This window comes from Halorubrum lacusprofundi ATCC 49239, assembly GCF_000022205.1.
GTDB lineage: Archaea > Halobacteriota > Halobacteria > Halobacteriales > Haloferacaceae > Halorubrum > Halorubrum lacusprofundi.
The window spans coordinates 1,231,485-1,247,883 of record NC_012029.1 but is presented as its reverse complement, the minus strand read 5'-3'; the positions used below and the strand labels follow the sequence as shown (position 1 = coordinate 1,247,883).

The following is a 16,399-nucleotide window of genomic DNA, read 5'->3' as shown; positions in this document are numbered from 1 at the left end:
GGCTACTCGCCGAGCGCCCGCTTCTCCTTCTCGACGACACCAACATCCGTGATTCCGGTGTCCGGATACTGACCGTCGTCGTCCTTCTCCGCGGCCTTCACCATGTCCCAGACCACGTTGAGGCCGGTCGTCACGCCCTCCAGCGCCTCCATCTCGCAGCCGGTCTTCCCGGTCGTCTCGACCGCGACCGTTAGCTCGATCCCGTCGTCGCCAACGGAGAAGTCGGTGTCGACGTTCGTGATCGGGATCTGATGGCACATCGGGATCGTCTCCCACGTGTGTTTGACGGCCTGCACCGCGCCCACCCGCGCCGTCGCTAGCACGTCGCCTTTCCCGACCTCGTCGGCCTCGACCGCCTCGATCGTCGACGGTGTCAGCCGGATCTCGCCGCGCGCGACCGCGCGCCGGCTCGTGTCGGGCTTGTCGCCCACGTCGACCATCCTGACCTCGCCGGACGCGTCGGTGTGAGTCAGCTCGTCGGTGGGCTCGCCGGTGGAGCCGTCTTCGGGGTCGTCACTCATCACGCATCGCCTCGGGAAGCCGGTCGGGTAAGTCCGTCGCCACGAGGCCGTACCCCATATCGTCGGCCGCCGCGTCGCCCGCCAGCCCGTTGGCGTACACCCCGACCGCGGCCGCGTGGAACGAGTCGGTCACGGCCGCGAGCGCGCCGACCGCGCCCGCGAGTACGTCGCCGGTCCCGCCGACGGTCATCCCCGGGTTCCCCGTGTGGTTCAGCCGGACCCCGTCGCCGTCGCTAACCACGTCGACCGCGCCCTTCACCAGCAGCGTGTGACCGATCTCGTCGGCGAACGACCGCACGAGCGCCGCGCGCTCGTCGGGGTCGTCGGCGGTCTCGCCGCCCATCCCGACCAGTTCGCCCTGATGCGGCGTGCAGATCAGTTCGGCGTCCGTGTCGATCTCGGGGACGACCCGGAGTGCGTCGGCGTCGACGACCGCCCGCCCGTCGTACCGCGACAGGAACTCACGGACGAACTCGCTCACGCCGTCGCTGTCGCCGAGCCCCGGGCCGAGCACGACCACGTCGTTGCCGGCGGCAAGTTCTAGCGCGCGGTCGACGTGGGCGGGGCCGATACGGTTGCCCGGCAGCCCGCGAACGATCAGGTCTGCGGAGTAGCCCTGAACCGTCCTTGCGACGGTCTCCGGGCAGGCGACGCGCACGAGGTCGGCGCCGGTCCGGAGGGCCGATCGGGCCGAAAGCGAGGGTGCGCCGGTGTACGGGCCGCCGCCGATCACGAGCACCTCGCCGTTCTCGCCCTTGTGAGAGTTCGGGTCGCGCGCGATCCCGAGCAGGTCGCCTGGACCGGTGAACCGCTCGGCGGCCGCCGGGATACCGATGTCCGCGACGGTCACGTCGGCGTCGAGCGCCGTCAGTCCGGGCTTCTCGTCGTGGAAGGTGACGACGCGGTCGGCCTCGACACGGACCACGTCGTCGTCGCCGCTCCCGGTCGATTCGCCGGTGTCGGCGTCGATCCCGGAGGGCACGTCGACGGCGACGACCGCGGCGTCGCTCTCGTTCGCCAGCCGCGCCGCGGTCCGTTCCGGCTCTCGGAGCGCGCCGGTAATTCCGCTTCCGAGCATCGCGTCGACGATCACGTCCGGATCGTCGAGCGCGAGGTCGGCGGCGTCGGCGACGGTCTCGGTGGGGATCGCGGCGCTCTTGAGGGCGTCCCAGTTCTCGCGAGCGATCTCGGTCCGGATCGACTCGGGGCGCCCGAGCAGGCGGACGGTCACGTCGTACGCGGAGAGGAAGCGCGCCGCGACGAACGCGTCTCCGCCGTTGTTCCCGCGTCCGCAGAGCAGTTCGACGCTCGCGCCGGGGTCCGCGATCGCTCGGACCTCGCGGGCGACGGCGTTGCCGGACGACTCCATCAGCTGCTTCCGAGGAACGCCGAGGGCGGCCGCGTTAGCGTCGACCGCCGCCATTCGGTCGGTGGTTATCATGCCCGGCTATTCGCACGCCGGATGATTAACTGTGGGGCCGTGCCCGCCGACAGAGGCTCGGGATGAGTGCAGCTCGGAATGAAAATGTTGATGCACGTCCGAGGGGAACCCGCGACTTGACAACCGTGGCACAGCCTGGACACGACAACGGCGCTGCGGGGCGATCCGAGCGCGACGGCGGTGCGACTGCCGTCGCGGGCACGGTAGCGGTCGCGGACACGGTCCGCGGCGGATCGGCGCAGCAACCCGACCCCGGCGAGTGTTCCGGCGGCGCGAAACAGACGACACGGCGACGGCAAGCCCTCGCATGAACATCGGATTCTTCACCGACAGTTACTTCCCCGGTATCGACGGGGTAACGTACACGATCCGCGCGTGGCGGGATCGGCTCGAAGACCGCGGCCACGAGGTGTACGTCGTCTACCCGGCGAGCAGCCACGAGCCCGACGATCGAGAGATTCCCGTGCCGTCGCTGCCGAATCTCTTCTACAGTCAGTACCGCGTTCCGCTGTACCGCCGGATCTCGACGCTTCCCGATCTGGACGTGGTCCACTGCCACGGGCCGGCGTCGACCGGTCTGATGGGCCGCCGATACGCGAAGAAGCGCGACGTGAAGTCGGTGTACACCCACCACACGCCCGTGGAAGACTACTTCGTCCAGGGGTTGAAACTGGAGTTGCTGGCCGGGATCGCTGGCCGGGCGTACGTGGCCTACGAAAACCGGTTCCTCCAGTCGTTCGACTGCGTCACCGCGTCCACCTCGCGAATCCGGCGGGACGTGACACCGCGGAAGCTCCCGGTCGGCATCGAGATGGACACGTTCCGCCCGGTGACGGACTCGCAGTTCGCAAGCGACGAGCCGACGGTGGGATACAGCGGTCGGATGACTCGAAAAAAACACGTCGACGAGATCCTCCGGCTGGCCGACCGGCTGCCCGACGTGCGGTTCGAACTGGTGGGCGAGGGACCGGTCCGGGACGACCTCGAACGGGGCGCCCCGGGGAACGTCCGGTTCCGCGACTTCCTCCCGCGCGAGAATCTTCCGGCGTTCTACTCCGCGCTCGACGTCTTCGTCACCGCCTCGACCTGCGACACGCTCGGGCTCTCGACGCTGGAGGCGAACGCCTGCGGGACCCCGGTCGCCGCCGCCGACGTGCCCCCATTTGACCGGACCATTGGGCCGGACAACGGCACCCGGTTCGACCACGGCGACCTCGACGACATGGAGCGCGCCGTCGTCGACTGTCTCGACGGCGACAGGCCGACCCGTGCGGCGGTCGAGGGGTTCTCCGTCGAGCGGACGATAGACGACTTAGAGGAGATATACGGGGTGTCGTAGATGGGCGCGGACAACGTCGACGTCTTCCAGCGGCTGGTGTTCAGCGTGCCGCCGCTCTCGCGACAGCTCCCCGCGATGGTGATTCTCGCTGTCGCCTACAGCGTCCTCGCGTTCGCCGCCTTCTCGGCGTTCACGCCGCTGTCCCCGGAGCTGTCGACCCTCCTTCCGATCGCGGTGCTGCTCTTCTTGCTCCCTTTCCTGTTCGCCGGGGAGCTGTTCCACCGCGTTCTCCCGGAGTATCCGCGGACGTGGAGCTTCTTTCTGGCGTTGCTCAACCAGTTCGTCCTGTTCGTCCACGCCTTGGTTCTCTCCGGAGCCAACGACGTGGGAAACGCGTGGAGCATTGTCTGGCTCCTGTTTATCACGATCTACCTGATCAACATCCTCGTGCTCGTCGTCTCGACGGGGATCGACCGCTACAAGCGCATCCTCCTCGTCGCGCTCGCGGAGCCGGCGGCGCTGATCGTCGCGTTCTACGCGTTCGCCGGCGGTGACCTCGGGTTCACGACGTACCGACACGTGTTCGCGTTCGCCTCGCTGCTCATCGCGGCGGCGTTCCTCGTGTTGGTGCTCGCCATCGTCGACTACCTCATCAGGAGCAACACCGACGTCTCCGCGTTCGAACTCACCTCCGGAATCCTGCAGAACGACCGCGCCTCGCTCGATCTCGGCATCGAGGCTGAACCCGCCGTCGAGACGCTCGCGATCGACAACGGCGACCAGCTGACGCTCGCCGCGCCGTGGGTCCACCCCGGCCCGCTCGGCGGGTTCGGCGGCGGCCAGCTGAGCGGGAACGTGATCGACGCCTTGAACGACGGCGATGAAGGAGATAGCGGGTTCTTCCTCCACGTCCCGTGCACGCACAAGGAGGACCTCTCGAACCCGGGCGACGCCGAGACGATCCTCGATGCCGTCGCCGATCCCGGGCGCGTCGACCGCGCGTCGCGGCTGGTGAGCCACGACTACGGAGAGATCGAGTTCCACGGCCGACGAATCGGCGACAAGCAGGTGATCTTCCTTCACGGCGAGGGGATCGACGACTACGACACGGGCGTGTTCATGAGCGATGTCGACGAGTCCGAGGTGCTGCTCGTGGACCTCCACAAACACGACCTCCAGAACGGGCCCGAAAAAGAGGTGCTGTACGGCTCGTCCGAGGCGGATCTGCTGAAACGGCACTTCGACGACTTCCGTGATCTCCTCGACGACGCGCCGCTTTACGACTACGCGGCCGGCTTCGCGGTTCGCCGCACTGATCAGGATGTCGCGGCGATCGTCGAGTCGGTCGACGGACAGGAGGTCCTGTTAATGGGGATCGACACCAACGGAATCACGCCAGACGTGCGGGAGCTAGCGGCCGACTACCGCGAGTCGTTCGATGAGGTGCTCGTCTTCTCGACGGACACCCATGCGTCCATCCACGAGCTCGCGAACACGACGCGGTCGGACACCGAGTCGCTGACCGAGGCGATCGAACACGCCACCGACGCGGTGGCTCCCGCGACGATCGGCCTGACCAGCCGGACAACCCGCCCGCTCAAGCTACTGAAAAACGACTACAACGGGCTCGTGTTCAGCGTCAACATCCTGATCCGGTTGACGGTCATCTCGCTCGCGATGCTGTACGCGCTGCTCGTCATCTGGCTGTTCTTCTGACGACTGGGTTTCTGTATTCGGCTCTGTTGAAATTCTTAGATCGGACGGGAATAGCCTGCAAGATACACAGACGGTAGACAGTTAAAAAACGGCGTACTGATCGGCTCATCTCGGCGACAGTCGGTTCCCACCGACTGTAGCCAGTGTTACCGACCCTGTAGTTCGAACGCCACGTGAAGAGTCGTCTTGTATCGCTCGATCTGGCCGTCCTCCACGTTTGCGGTTTGCGATTCGATCTCGACACCTCTGATGTCCTCGATCGTCTTGTTCGCTTCGTCAAGCGCGTTTTGAGCGGCGTCCTCCCACGACTTTGGGGAGTTACCGATCAGTTCGATTGTTTTGACAGTAGTTCCCATGGCGAATGAGTACATACGACACCCTCGGATATAGAAGTTAGGTCGGAACGGCGATCTACGGAACGACCACGCCGGAAACCTCGAATCGCGCGCCGCCGTCGGCGCCCGCTCCGACCGCGATCGTCCACCCGTGAGCGTCGACGACGCCCCCGACGATCGAGAGGCCGAGTCCGAGCCCGTCCGTGCCCGTCGTGTACCCCGACTCGAAGACCTGCTCCCGATCGGCCGCCGGAATTCCGGGGCCGTCGTCCTCGACGTAGAATCCGTCTCCGTTGTCGAGCGGTCCGACGCGGATCGACACGTCCGGGCCCGCGTGCTCGACACCGTTCCGGAACAGGTTCTCGAAGAGGTGGCGGACGCGCCCTCGGTCCGCCTTAAACCACAGATCGTCGGTAACGGTCACGTTCGCGCCGTCGGTTTGCACTGCGTCCCAGCACTCTGTGACGATCGCGTCGAGCGAGACGAGTTCCGTGTCCCCGATCTCCTGTCCCTGTCGGGCCACCGTGAGAACGTCGGCGATCAGGTCCTCCATCCGGTCCAACGATCTCGCGGCGATCCCCAAGTGGTCGCTGTCGCGGGTCGATCGTTCGAGATCGACGCGGCCCTGTGCGACGTTCAACGGGCTTCTGAGGTCGTGGGAGACGACGCTGGCGAACTGATCGAGCCGGTCGATCTTTGCCTCCGTCCGTTCCGCTTGGAGCTCCGTTTCCAACAGCCGCGCGATAAGCTCAGCGAACAGCGTCTCCTCGTCGGCGAACGGCTCTGGACGCGGCTCCGTGGAGACGAAACACAGCGTTCCGCAGACCCCGTCGTCGATGGTGATCGTACTGCCGTGGTAACAGTGGAGTCCGTGCCGCTCGAACGCGGGGTCGTCGTCCCACCCCTGGTTCGGTGCGTCGTACAGTCGAACCGGGCTCTCGCCGTCGATCGTTCGCCGGCAGTACGTGTTCTGGAGGTCTAACTGGAGCCCGACCGGGAACCGTCCGTCCACCGAGTCCGTACTGGCGATCGCCTTCCAGTAGTCGCTCTCGACGTCGATCCGCGTCAGATGTCCGTTCTCCACGCCCAGGTACGCCTCCCCGATGGAGAGCGCCAGCGTCGCCTTCTCCTCAAAAGGGACATCTCGGTCCATCACCTCGTAGAGCCGCTCTCTGGCTTCCATCGCGCTGAGAGCGTCGTCACCCATGTATAACGTCTGAGGTAGCGGCTCCCCAGATAAAAGTGGCGCTGTTGCGATCGGTCGCCGCTACCGGACCGTCCGGACGCCGAGCACCGACGCCGACACGCCGCCGATCGCCATCGGCATCCAGTAGACGCCGCCGCGGAACACGAGCACGGCAGCGGTGACCGCCGATGCCGGAACACCGGTCGTCGGGACGAGCAGCGCCACGAACGCCGCCTCGATTCCGCCGAGCCCGCCGGGGAGGGGGGTCGCGCCCGCGACGTACGCCAGCGGGACGGCGAAAAGCGGGACCACCGGTGCCACCTCGTGACCGACGGCGGCGAACGCGACCGTGAGTGCGGCCGCCTGGAACAGCCAGCCGGAAAGCGAGAGGCCGACCGCGGCGGCCAGCCGCCCGGGGCTCGTTCCGACGCGCTCGATGTCTTCGAAGAAGTTCTGCAGTCTATCGGCGATCCCGGCCTCGACCGTCGCCGCGTCGAACCGGTCCAGCCGCCCGGCCAGCCCGCCGACCGCGCTCGGGAGGCGGTCGACGACGACCCGCCGGTACCGCCAGCCGAGGCCGATCGCCGTGACGATCGCCGCAATCAGCGCGACGGCGACCGTGACGGCGACTTCAAGGCGCTCGCCGATCGCGGCGGTGGTCGCGTAGTAGCCGACGCCTAGGAACACGATCGAGATGGATGGGACGACGTTGAGCACGTCGACGCTGGCGATCCCGACGAGACCCGTCTCGTAGCGCGACCCGGAGGCCTGAGAGATAAGCGCCGCCGCCACCGGCTCGCCGCCCGCCTGCCCGAACGGGGTGACGTTGTTGGCGAAGACGGCCCCAGAGTACACGAGAAAGGACGTGGTGACCGAAAGATCGACATCGAGCGACCCGAGTACGGTCCGGAGCATGAGGCTCCACGCGATCAGCCAGCAGAGCGCGAGCCCGAACGTTGCCGCGACGAGTGCGGGATCCGCCGCCAGCAGCGTCTCGATCACGCGGTCCGCTCCGACGACGACGAAGAGGACGGCGAGGATCACTATCGCCGCGATCCCGCCGATGATCAGCCCCCGCCGCTGGCGCCCGTCCATAGGGAAGATGACGCGCTGGCGGACTTTAAATGTCTGATCGTTCTCACCCCCGGACGAGCACAGATTCGACCGGGAAACAGAAGATGAGATAGCCGCAAATCCGGCATTTAAACCGGATATATGCCGGATTCGTCTCTTGAGACGGCATCAACAAGAATACAACCGTCGGCTGGGAACGGTGGCGTACTTATGGACGATCAGCGGTTCCTCGAATCGGAGTGGGACTACTGTCTGGTGTTGGACGCGTGCCGCTACGACGTGTTCGAGGACGTGTACGACGAGTACCTCGACGGCAACCTCGAAAAGCGCCGGAGCGTCGGGTCGTCGACGCCGGAGTGGGCCTACCGGACGTTCACCGGCGACCACGACATCGCCTACTTCTCGGGGAACCCCTTTATCAACGATCTGGGGATCCCGCTGAACGAGCTGAAGTGGGGCGCGAGCTGCGACTACGAGTGGACCGCCTCCGACCACATCAGCGACATCCACGACGTCTGGAAGACCGGCTGGGACGACGATCTGGGTACCGTCCCGCCGGAGAGCCTCGCGGAGGCGTATCGGAACAACCTCGACGCCGTCGAGCGCGCCGACCGGACCGTGCTGCACTACATGCAGCCGCACGCGCCGTACCTCTCGCGCGGGAAGGGCCAGAAGCTCAAGCAGATCCAGAAGGGGATCAAACGGCAGGAGGAGGAGGCCGAGAACGGCGACAACGACGACGGCGGCGGCCTCCTCTCGTCGCTTAGCGACTCGGTCCGGCCGAAGATCGAGAGCCGGCTCGACGACAGCGAGTTCGCCCAGAAGGCGGGGCTGTGGCTCGAACTCGATCCCAAGGACCTCGTGAAAGACGGCACTCGCGTGACCGCGCTCAAGCTCTACGAGGAGAACCTCCGGATCGCCTTGGAGTCCGTCGCCGAGCTCGCCGACGAGCTCGACGGGACGGTGGTCGTCACCGCCGACCACGGCGAGGCGTTCGGCGAGGAGGGCGTGTGGGAACACCACATCGAGACGCACATCCCGCCGCTGATGGAGGTCCCGTGGCTGGAAGTGGAGTGATCGTCGCCGCCCCCAATCGCGACTCCGCGACGACCCCGCGATGAAGGTCAGCCACTACTTCGAGTTCGAGGATCACGTCACCGGCGGCATCCACGAGTCGGTCGTCCACCAGCGGAAGATGCTCGACCGCGAGGGGATCGAGTACACGACCGAGGCGACACTCGACGCCGACGTGCTCCACTGCAACCTGATGGGGCCGCGCTCCGTTTGGTACGCGAAGCGCGCGAGCGACCGCGGGATTCCCGTGGTCGCGCACACCCACGTCACCGCGGAGGACTTCGGCGACAGCTTCCGCTTTACCAACGCGCTCGCGAAGCCGCTCAAGCCCTACTTGAGCCGGGCGTATCGACTCGCCGACGCGCTGGTCTGTCCCTCCGAGTACAACCGCGGCGTGATCGAGGAGTACACCGACACTCCGACGACCGTCATCTCGAACGGCGTCGACCGCGAGAAGCTCGCCGGCTTCGAGTCGCTGGAGGACGAGTACCGCGAGCGCTACGATCTGTCCCCGCCGACCGTCTTCCTCGTCGGGCACGTGATCAAGCGGAAGGGGTTGGAGACGTTCGTCGACCTCGCCCGCGAACTACCCGACATCGACTTCGCGTGGTTCGGGCCGCTCGACCTCTCCTTAAAAGGCCGCGAGACCACCCGGCTCATCGAGGAGTCGCCAGAGAACTGCACGTTCACCGGGTTCGTCGACGACATTCGGGGCGCGTTCGCCGCCGGCGACGTGTTCCTGTTCCCGACCCACGAGGAGAACGAGGGGATCGCGCTACTGGAGGCGATGACCGCCGGCAAGGCGGTCGTCGTCCGCGACATCGAGACGTTCTCGTGGCTCGACCACGACGAGGACTGCTTAAAAGTCGATCCCGCCGCCGCGGACGACGAGACCGAGGCGTTCGCCGACGCGATACGTCGCCTGACGGATCCCACGCTCCGAGAGCGACTCGGGTCGAACGCGGCCGCGCGCAGCGAGTCGTTCTCCCTCGACGCGATCGCCGAGCGGTACCGGTCGCTGTACGAGTCGGTGTGAGCCGTCGTCGGTAGCTCCTGATTGTCGACCGCGACCGGCACGCGCCCGCTCGGGACGCAGTCTGGCTCTCACTTCGACGACTTACTTCGACAACTCACTTCGAGACGGGAAACACCGTGAGGTCGCTCGCCGCGGCGGCAACGGTCACGCGATCGGCCTCACCGAGCCCGTCGCGATGCCGCTCGACGGTCACCTCCTCGCCGGAGTCGACCTCGACGCGGACGTCGTAGCGGCGTCCCACGTCACGAACGTGTGTTACCGTCCCTCGCATCTCGATCGTTTTCGTTCGGTTGTCGGACCGCTCCCCATCAGCCGACGCGTCCGATCGATCTGGCGCGGTACCGGCGTCGTTCGACCTCCTATTGGACAGCGTCGCGGGGTTGACCGTCAGGTCGCCCGGTCGGATGTGCACGATGGCTCGAGGCGCGTCGGCAACCTCGCCCGGTACGGCGTCGAGATCGACTTCGGTCCCGCCGATCCTCATCGCCGTCGACCCGTCGCCGTCGACAGTCGCCGAGAGCTCGTTCGAGCGCCCGAGAAACGACGCGACGAAGCGGGCCGGCGGCGATTCGTAGAGTTGCCGAGGTGCTCCAGCCGCGACGATCGCCCCATCGCGGAGGACGACGAGCCGGTCCGCGACCGACATCGCGTCCTCCTGATCGTGGGTGACGAACAGCGTCGTCACGCCGGTCTGCCGCTGGATGCGGACGATCTCCTCGCGGAGTCGCGCTCTGAGCCCCTTGTCGAGCGCCGACAACGGCTCGTCGAGCAGGAGGACGTCCGGTTCGGGAGCGAGGGCGCGGGCGAGTTCGACGCGGCGGGCCTCGCCCCCGCTCAGTGACTCCGGAGACGCATCACGTCGGTCGGCGAGTTCGACCAGTTCGAGGTACCGGTCGACACGCTGGCTCACTCGGTCTGCCGTGAGATCTCCGCTTTGCAGTCCGTACGCGACGTTCTCGCCGACGGTCATGTGCGGGTACAGCGTCGATCGCTGAAAGACGATCCCGACGTTCCGGTCCTCCGGCGGGACACCGGTGACATCGGCCCCGCGGAGTGATACTTGACCGGCCGTCGGGTCGAGGTGCCCGGCGATCGCTTGGACGACGGTCGTCTTCCCGCAGCCGCTCGGCCCGAGCAGCGCGACGAGCTCTCCATCGTTGAGGGCGAGCGACACGTCGTCGAGGGCACGCTCGCTCCTGTACCGATGACTCAGTCCGTCGAGTTCGAGGGTCATCGCTCCACCACGGTCGGAACCCCGGCGAACCGTTGTACCGTGACGACCACGACGAGCGTGATCGCCAGCAGGGCGAGCGCGAGCGGGACGATCGCGTCGATACCGCCGGCGATGAAGTCGACCCAGATGCGCGTCGGCATCGTCCGAGGGTTGTACGCGACCATCATCGTGGCGCCGAACTCGCCGATGGCTCGCGCGAACGTGAGTACGACGCCGGCGACGATCGCTCGGCTCGCGAGGGGAAGCGACACGCGTCTGAAGGTGGCTAACGGCCCGTATCCGAGCGATCGGGACGCCTGTTCGAGGCGCTCGTCGACGGCGCCGAACCCGGCGCGAGCGGTGATCACCACGAACGGCGCGGCGACGAACGTCTGTGCAAGGACGACGCCGAGGAGACTGTCCGTCAGCGGTACTCCGACGCGCGTCGCGGCGGCCCCGATCGGCGTGAACCGGCCCACCACGCTGAGCAGCATCGCCCCGCCGACGACCGGTGGGACGACGAGCGGGAGCACGACGAGCGCCTCGATGAGCCGCTTCCCCGGGAACGTCTCGCGAGCGAGGACGTACGCGAGTGGAACGCCGAGGACGGTCGCGATCGCGGTGGCGACCGGCGCGGTGAGAAGCGAGTTCCGGACCGCCGTCCGGCTCGCTGTCTGGGAGAGGGTCTCGGCGACGGGAACCGATCCGGTTCTGCCGAGAAACACCACGAAGGGGAGCGCGAAGTAGACGAGCAGGATTCCCCCGAGGACGCCGAAGACCAACAGCGGCGACAGTCGCCGAGATCTCGTGGCCGAGCGGGTCGCATCGACGAGACTCATCCGTCCGTCACCTCGGCGGGAACGTCGCCGTGAGTCCTCGGGAATCCCGCCGTCTCGAACCCGTTCTCGCGGAGGAGATCGCTGGCGTTCGCGAGGAACCGGACGAACTTGCGTCCGGCGTCCGGTGAATCTGCGCTCTCGAGGGCCGTCGCGTTGTACACGATCGGCGCACCGGTCGCCGTGTACCCCCCGTCCGTCGTGTACGAGGCCTCGGCGTAGCGATCGGCGTACTCCGGGTTCGAGAAATCGTACGCCTCCGGGAACGGGTGAAACGGAAGCCCGTGGTCCGCGGCCATGTTCCGGTAGACGACCGCGGCGGCGCGGTTTCCCGTTTCGACGCCGGCGAGCAACTGCGGCTCCTGCGGTTCCCGATAGGCGGCGTCGGTGACGGCCTCGGCGAAGCCGTCGAGTCCGTGTTCCCGCTCTGCCAGTCGAAACGCGTGGATGGCACGGTATCCGAGGGGGTCGAGGTCGGGGTCGCTTATCGCGAGGGCACCGGGGTCGGCATCACGGGCGACTTCGTACCACGGATCGCCCGCCTCGAGGCGTTCCCCGAACCGCGTGTCGGAGGCGTAGGCGATCCCAACGGCGTTGGACGCGATCGAGACATCCCACGTGGTATGCGTGTCGTAGAGCCGGTCGCGCAAGAGGCCGGCGTCCGCGCTCACGACAACATCGGGGTACTTCCGGCCGTCGCTTACCATCCGCATCACCGCGTTTGTGCCGTAGTATTCCGCGTGGCAGGCGATCCCCGTCTCGGCTTCGAACTGCCCCCCGACGTGATCGTCGAGGACGACCGCGAGGCTCCCGGCGGCGAGGACCGAGACGGATTCGTCGTCGCCGAGACAGCCGGCGATCCCGAGTCCACTCCCGGCAGAGAGCGCCGCGAGGACCGACCGTCGGGAACGCGATTGCATGTAGAATGCTTCAGCTACCAGCGGGATATAACCTACTCTCGTTACTATCTTCTGAGATGTAATGCTTTAGACTTACATCATCAACAAAATCCACGTCACGTGCTATCGAGTCCGATTACGGCAACGAGTCGGACGGCCATCGACCGCCGATCGAAGTCCTGAGACTGTCCCGTGTGACTACGGCTCCGGTTCGAGTTCGGCGGCACCGTCGGCGTGCGAGCGTCGCCGCTCTCGACCGACCTGATCCATCGTCCGATCGGCGAGTTCGCGGAACGCCTGCGCTGGCTCCTCGCTCTTCTACAGCGACCGCGAGCCGTCGAGCGCGACGAGGACGGCGTTCGCGCGCGGCGTGGCTCGGTACATCCGCCACTTCCCCTCCTTCCGGCGCGTAACGAGACCGGCGTCGGTGAGCTTCGAGAGGGCGTGGCTGATCGCACTGTCGCTCACGTCCAGAAGCGGCGAGAGCTCGCAGACGCACAATTCGTCGCCGTCGGCCGCATGAAGCATCCGAACGATCTTGTACCGCGTCTCGTTCCCGAGCGCCGACAGCAACTCGACGTCGGGACGGCGACCGACGTTGATGGCGCGGGCCACGCTGACGCCGACGGTGCGACCGACTTCGACGCGGTGGCGGACGCCGACGCGGTCGTCGACCAACTGACGCCGGGCGAGGAGACGCAGTACCTTTTCTTCACCGGGAAAGGCGGTGTCGGGAAGAGCACGGTCGCCTCAACGGCGGCGACGAAGCTCGCCGAAGCGGGCCACGAAACGCTCGTCGTTACGACCGATCCGGCCGCACACTTGGAGGACATCTTCGGCGAGCCCGTGGGCCACGAGCCGACTTCGGTCGGGCAGGACAACCTCGACGCGGCCCGGATCGACCAGGAGAAGGCGCTCGCCGAGTACCGTGAGCAGGTCCTCGACCACGTCACGGAGATGTACGAGGAGAAGGAGAACACGCAGATCGACGTCGACGCTGCGATCGCGAACGTTGAAGAGGAACTGGAGTCTCCCTGTGCCGAGGAGATGGCCGCCCTCGAGAAGTTCGTGAGCTACTTCGACGAGGACGGCTACGACGTGGTCGTCTTCGACACGGCCCCGACGGGGCACACCCTTCGGCTGCTCGAACTCCCGTCCGACTGGAAGGGGTTCATGGACCTCGGCTCGCTGACGAAGGGTGCCGCGCCCGCGAAGGGCGACCAGTATGACGAGGTCATCGAGACGATGAAAGATCCCAACCAAAGTACCTTCGCGTTCGTGATGTACCCCGAGTACACCCCCATGATGGAGGCGTACCGGGCCGCCGCCGACCTCGAAGACCAAGTCGGCATCGAGACTTCGTTGGTCGTCGCCAACTATCTCCTTCCCGAGGAGTACGGCAACAACGCCTTCTTCGCGAATCGGCGCGCTCAGCAGGCGAAGTACCTCGACGAGATCCGCGATCGGTTCGACGCGCCGCTCATGTTGGCGCCACTCCGGCAAGACGAGCCGATCGGACTCGACGAGCAGAGCGCATTCGGCGAGGAGATCACTGGGCTGGCGGACATCGCTGAGGCGGATGCGCCGGAGGTGACTCCCTCATGAGCGACGCACAGGACGCGGACGATATGGCCGAGGGTAACACCAGCGCATCTGTCGAGGAGGACGTGGAAGCGAACGTCGAGACGGCGCTCCGCGAGTTCCTCGACGCCCTCGGCGAGTCGGAGACGTACCGGCGGTTCGTCGAGGCCGATGAGGCGTTACAGGACGACAGCGACGCGATGGCGCTACTCCGCGAGTACCAGCGGAAGCAACAGCAGATGCAACGCGGCGGCTTCGACGAGTCGGTGATGGCGGAGCTGAAACAGCTCCAGACGGAGCTGTCCAGCAACGAGACGATCCAGCGTCAGCAGGCCGCACAGACAGAACTGGTCGAGGTCCTCCAGCGGACGAACGACGCGGTCAGCGACGAGATCGACGAGGAGTTCGCGCGATCAACCGGGGGTGGTTGCTGTTGAGCGCCTCCGATCAGGACGCCGTCGAGAGCGAGGTCACAGACGACGAGATCGTCGCGGTCGCCGAGGCGCTCAGCGAGGAACTCGCGGCGGCGAAGGAGTCGTCGTCGGAGTTCGCGTTCACGACGATGGTAATGCAGTGTAACGACGCGATCAGCGACGAAACCGGAATCGACTACGGCAGCGTCTGTGGCGCCGACGACAACGGCTGCTGTTAGCGGCGTTCGGTAGGGCTGTGCCGGCTGACTACCCTCCCAATCGCGTCACTCCGCGGACGGCGTCTCCGACAGGAGTTCGTCGAACAGTGCGACGACTCGCCCTTCGATCTCGTCACGGATCGCACGAACCTCTTCGATCGGACGGCCGTGAGGGTCGTCGAGCCCCCAATCGCGATTCTCCCCGTTCCACGTCGCCGGGCACACGTCCGACGCCGAACAACCCATCGTGACGACGAGATCGACCGCCTGTAGCTCGTCGGGCGTCACCTCTCGTGGCGTTCGGTCGCTGAGGTCGATGTCCAGCTCTCCCATCGCCTCGACCACGACGTTGTGGACGTGATCGGCCGGCCGCGTCCCACCAGTGACAATCTCGATCCGATCGCCCACGTCGCGACGGTCGCGCTCGCGCTCGGCGAACGCGGCTGCCATCTGGCTCCGTCCCGCGTTCTGAACGCAGACGAACGCGATCCGGTGGTCTGTCTGCTCGCTGTGTCGGGTCACAACCCGTTGTGCGGGAGGTACGGCTATAGTCGTTGCTTCAAAGCGGTATTGAGTGCTGTAGTGCGGTATTGTGAGGGTCTGCCGAGTGGAAATTCTGTATTGCGATATGCGGTTTATACGTCCGATTTCGAGTACTCTTGTGTTGTCTCAAATACGACCTAATTCTCACCAACTCCGGAACGATTACCCCATATGCACTCGCAAGAGTCGGACATGACCGACTCCGACTGGAGCGACTGGCTGCCGCGCGCAGTGGCGGACGCCGACCCCGACACGGTGGCGCTGTGGTACCTCGGCTGCAACGGCTTCGCGATCAAGGGGAGCGAGGGCACTGTTCTCTGGATCGACCCGTACGTCGGGACCGGCGACCCGCCGCGCACGGTCCGGATGATCCCGGTCCCGTTCGACCCCGACGACATCGACGAGGCGGACGCGGTGCTGGCGACCCACGAGCATACGGATCACGTCCACGGTCCCTCACAGGCGCCGATCCTCGCAAACACCGACGCCGACTTCGTCGCGCCCGACGACTCGCTCGCGGTCGCCCGCGAGGAGGAGCGGTGGACGGAGGAGTGGGAGGTCGACGAGGAGGCGTTCCTCGAAGTGACCGAGGGCGACGAGCTGAAGATCGGCGAGTTCACCGTACACGTCGTTGAAACGGAGGACGCGGACGCGACGCACCCGGTCGGATACGTGATCGAACACGATTCGGGTACCCTGTTCCACGCCGGTGACAGCAAGCCCTCGGCGTCGTTCCCGGCGCTGGCCGACGAGTTCGACATCGACCTCGGAATCTTAGCGTTCGGGTCCGTCGGCAGGGTCCCGGACAAGGAGACGGGCGAACCGGTCGAAACGAAGTGGTACAGCGACGAAAACGAGATCGCGGCGGCCGCCGAGGACCTCGCGCTCGACCGACTCATCCCGACTCACTGGGACATGTGGAAGGGGCTGACCGCGGACCCGACCGCGCTCCACGAGCACGTTCGGAGCCGCTCGCACCCGAACCAACTGGAGATAGTCGAGATCGGCGACCGGATCGATCTGTAGAATTTCGG

The 16,399-nt window shown here is 66.4% G+C and carries 19 protein-coding genes; 9 read left to right on the top strand and 10 right to left on the bottom strand.

The window, feature by feature from the left end; genetic code table 11:
* Positions 1-2: 2 nt before the first annotated feature.
* Both moaC and HLAC_RS06120 read right to left on the bottom strand, forming a co-directional pair.
* A complete protein-coding gene (moaC, locus tag HLAC_RS06125) occupies positions 3-521 on the bottom strand; it encodes a cyclic pyranopterin monophosphate synthase MoaC (protein WP_015909971.1) in 519 nt (172 codons plus the stop codon).
* A complete protein-coding gene (locus HLAC_RS06120; protein WP_015909970.1) occupies positions 514-1,962 on the bottom strand; it encodes a bifunctional ADP-dependent NAD(P)H-hydrate dehydratase/NAD(P)H-hydrate epimerase in 1,449 nt (482 codons plus the stop codon). Before HLAC_RS06120 ends, moaC begins: the two co-directional genes overlap by 8 nt.
* A gap of 125 nt (positions 1,963-2,087) precedes the next feature.
* Between HLAC_RS06120 and HLAC_RS06115 the strand changes: the two genes are divergently transcribed.
* The 3 genes from HLAC_RS06115 to HLAC_RS06105 are packed head-to-tail and all read left to right on the top strand — an operon-like array spanning position 2,088 to position 4,957.
* Positions 2,088-2,273, top strand: a complete 186-nt coding sequence (locus HLAC_RS06115; protein WP_049933349.1) for a hypothetical protein — start codon at positions 2,088-2,090, stop codon at positions 2,271-2,273.
* Positions 2,270-3,301 (top strand): glycosyltransferase, encoded by a 1,032-nt coding sequence (locus tag HLAC_RS06110; protein ID WP_015909969.1) that lies wholly within the window; start codon positions 2,270-2,272, stop codon positions 3,299-3,301. Before HLAC_RS06115 ends, HLAC_RS06110 begins: the two co-directional genes overlap by 4 nt.
* Complete coding sequence (locus HLAC_RS06105) at positions 3,302-4,957, top strand: DUF2070 family protein (RefSeq protein ID WP_015909968.1); 1,656 nt, start codon at positions 3,302-3,304, stop codon at positions 4,955-4,957.
* Positions 4,958-5,103: 146 nt separating this feature from the next.
* Here HLAC_RS06105 and HLAC_RS06100 read toward each other — a convergent pair whose 3' ends face one another.
* The 3 genes from HLAC_RS06100 to HLAC_RS06090 are packed head-to-tail and all read right to left on the bottom strand — an operon-like array spanning position 5,104 to position 7,573.
* A complete protein-coding gene (locus HLAC_RS06100; RefSeq protein ID WP_049933673.1) occupies positions 5,104-5,313 on the bottom strand; it encodes a dodecin domain-containing protein in 210 nt (69 codons plus the stop codon).
* 55 nt (positions 5,314-5,368) lie between these two features.
* Positions 5,369-6,499 (bottom strand): GAF domain-containing sensor histidine kinase, encoded by a 1,131-nt coding sequence (locus HLAC_RS06095; RefSeq protein ID WP_015909966.1) that lies wholly within the window; start codon positions 6,497-6,499, stop codon positions 5,369-5,371.
* Between the two features lie 60 nt (positions 6,500-6,559).
* Positions 6,560-7,573 carry a lysylphosphatidylglycerol synthase transmembrane domain-containing protein gene (locus HLAC_RS06090; protein ID WP_015909965.1) on the bottom strand — a complete coding sequence of 338 codons (1,014 nt, stop codon included), beginning with the start codon at positions 7,571-7,573 and terminating at the stop codon, positions 6,560-6,562.
* Positions 7,574-7,762: 189 nt separating this feature from the next.
* Between HLAC_RS06090 and HLAC_RS06085 the strand changes: the two genes are divergently transcribed.
* Positions 7,763-8,629, top strand: a complete 867-nt coding sequence (locus HLAC_RS06085; protein WP_049933347.1) for a hypothetical protein — start codon at positions 7,763-7,765, stop codon at positions 8,627-8,629.
* 40 nt (positions 8,630-8,669) lie between these two features.
* Positions 8,670-9,662, top strand: coding sequence for a glycosyltransferase family 4 protein (locus tag HLAC_RS06080; protein WP_015909964.1), 993 nt, complete (start codon positions 8,670-8,672; stop codon positions 9,660-9,662).
* A gap of 94 nt (positions 9,663-9,756) precedes the next feature.
* Here the strand turns inward: HLAC_RS06080 and HLAC_RS06075 are convergent, their stop codons facing one another.
* The 4 genes from HLAC_RS06075 to HLAC_RS17750 all read right to left on the bottom strand — a co-directional run bounded on the left by HLAC_RS06075 (position 9,757) and on the right by HLAC_RS17750 (position 13,312).
* Entirely contained in the window at positions 9,757-10,896 is a 1,140-nt protein-coding gene (locus HLAC_RS06075; RefSeq protein ID WP_015909963.1) for an ABC transporter ATP-binding protein, read from the bottom strand.
* Positions 10,893-11,714, bottom strand: coding sequence for an ABC transporter permease (locus tag HLAC_RS06070; protein WP_015909962.1), 822 nt, complete (start codon positions 11,712-11,714; stop codon positions 10,893-10,895). The genes HLAC_RS06075 and HLAC_RS06070 overlap by 4 nt, the downstream gene beginning before the upstream one ends.
* Positions 11,711-12,631, bottom strand: coding sequence for an extracellular solute-binding protein (locus HLAC_RS06065; RefSeq protein ID WP_015909961.1), 921 nt, complete (start codon positions 12,629-12,631; stop codon positions 11,711-11,713). The genes HLAC_RS06070 and HLAC_RS06065 overlap by 4 nt, the downstream gene beginning before the upstream one ends.
* A 297-nt stretch (positions 12,632-12,928) precedes the next feature.
* A complete protein-coding gene (locus tag HLAC_RS17750; RefSeq protein WP_394296231.1) occupies positions 12,929-13,312 on the bottom strand; it encodes an ArsR/SmtB family transcription factor in 384 nt (127 codons plus the stop codon).
* Here HLAC_RS17750 and HLAC_RS06060 point away from each other — a divergent pair.
* Genes HLAC_RS06060 through hcsS form a run of 3 tightly spaced genes read left to right on the top strand, consistent with a single transcriptional unit; the run spans position 13,259 to position 14,843 of the window.
* Complete coding sequence (locus HLAC_RS06060) at positions 13,259-14,215, top strand: TRC40/GET3/ArsA family transport-energizing ATPase (RefSeq protein WP_394296230.1); 957 nt, start codon at positions 13,259-13,261, stop codon at positions 14,213-14,215. The two genes, HLAC_RS17750 and HLAC_RS06060, sit on opposite strands and share 54 nt — an antisense overlap.
* Positions 14,212-14,628 carry a halo-CC-star protein HcsL gene (hcsL, locus tag HLAC_RS06055; protein ID WP_049933344.1) on the top strand — a complete coding sequence of 139 codons (417 nt, stop codon included), beginning with the start codon at positions 14,212-14,214 and terminating at the stop codon, positions 14,626-14,628. The genes HLAC_RS06060 and hcsL overlap by 4 nt, the downstream gene beginning before the upstream one ends.
* Positions 14,619-14,843 (top strand): halo-CC-star protein HcsS, encoded by a 225-nt coding sequence (hcsS, locus tag HLAC_RS06050; protein WP_049933342.1) that lies wholly within the window; start codon positions 14,619-14,621, stop codon positions 14,841-14,843. The genes hcsL and hcsS overlap by 10 nt, the downstream gene beginning before the upstream one ends.
* 45 nt (positions 14,844-14,888) lie before the next feature.
* Here the strand turns inward: hcsS and HLAC_RS06045 are convergent, their stop codons facing one another.
* Positions 14,889-15,311 carry an arsenate reductase/protein-tyrosine-phosphatase family protein gene (locus HLAC_RS06045; protein ID WP_275039386.1) on the bottom strand — a complete coding sequence of 141 codons (423 nt, stop codon included), beginning with the start codon at positions 15,309-15,311 and terminating at the stop codon, positions 14,889-14,891.
* A 246-nt stretch (positions 15,312-15,557) separates the two neighbouring features.
* Here HLAC_RS06045 and HLAC_RS06040 point away from each other — a divergent pair, with 246 nt between their 5' ends.
* On the top strand, positions 15,558-16,391 hold the full coding sequence (locus tag HLAC_RS06040; RefSeq protein WP_049933670.1) for an MBL fold metallo-hydrolase: 834 nt from the start codon (positions 15,558-15,560) through the stop codon (positions 16,389-16,391).
* The last annotated feature ends 8 nt before the right edge of the window (positions 16,392-16,399 follow it).

Excerpts from the sequence above, each read along its gene's own strand:
- HLAC_RS06070 (WP_015909962.1), bottom strand. The coding sequence starts at position 11,714 with ATGAGTCTCGTCGATGCGACCCGCTCGGCCACGAGATCTCGGCGACTG.
- HLAC_RS06090 (WP_015909965.1), bottom strand. The coding sequence starts at position 7,573 with ATGGACGGGCGCCAGCGGCGGGGGCTGATCATCGGCGGGATCGCGGCG.
- HLAC_RS06085 (WP_049933347.1), top strand. The coding sequence starts at position 7,763 with ATGGACGATCAGCGGTTCCTCGAATCGGAGTGGGACTACTGTCTGGTG.
- HLAC_RS06120 (WP_015909970.1), bottom strand. The coding sequence starts at position 1,962 with ATGATAACCACCGACCGAATGGCGGCGGTCGACGCTAACGCGGCCGCC.
- moaC (WP_015909971.1), bottom strand. The coding sequence starts at position 521 with ATGAGTGACGACCCCGAAGACGGCTCCACCGGCGAGCCCACCGACGAG.
- HLAC_RS06075 (WP_015909963.1), bottom strand. The coding sequence starts at position 10,896 with ATGACCCTCGAACTCGACGGACTGAGTCATCGGTACAGGAGCGAGCGT.
- HLAC_RS06105 (WP_015909968.1), top strand. The coding sequence starts at position 3,302 with ATGGGCGCGGACAACGTCGACGTCTTCCAGCGGCTGGTGTTCAGCGTG.
- HLAC_RS06110 (WP_015909969.1), top strand. The coding sequence starts at position 2,270 with ATGAACATCGGATTCTTCACCGACAGTTACTTCCCCGGTATCGACGGG.
- HLAC_RS06065 (WP_015909961.1), bottom strand. The coding sequence starts at position 12,631 with ATGCAATCGCGTTCCCGACGGTCGGTCCTCGCGGCGCTCTCTGCCGGG.
- HLAC_RS06095 (WP_015909966.1), bottom strand. The coding sequence starts at position 6,499 with ATGGGTGACGACGCTCTCAGCGCGATGGAAGCCAGAGAGCGGCTCTAC.
- HLAC_RS06080 (WP_015909964.1), top strand. The coding sequence starts at position 8,670 with ATGAAGGTCAGCCACTACTTCGAGTTCGAGGATCACGTCACCGGCGGC.
- HLAC_RS06100 (WP_049933673.1), bottom strand. The coding sequence starts at position 5,313 with ATGGGAACTACTGTCAAAACAATCGAACTGATCGGTAACTCCCCAAAG.
- hcsL (WP_049933344.1), top strand. The coding sequence starts at position 14,212 with ATGAGCGACGCACAGGACGCGGACGATATGGCCGAGGGTAACACCAGC.
- HLAC_RS06040 (WP_049933670.1), top strand. The coding sequence starts at position 15,558 with ATGACCGACTCCGACTGGAGCGACTGGCTGCCGCGCGCAGTGGCGGAC.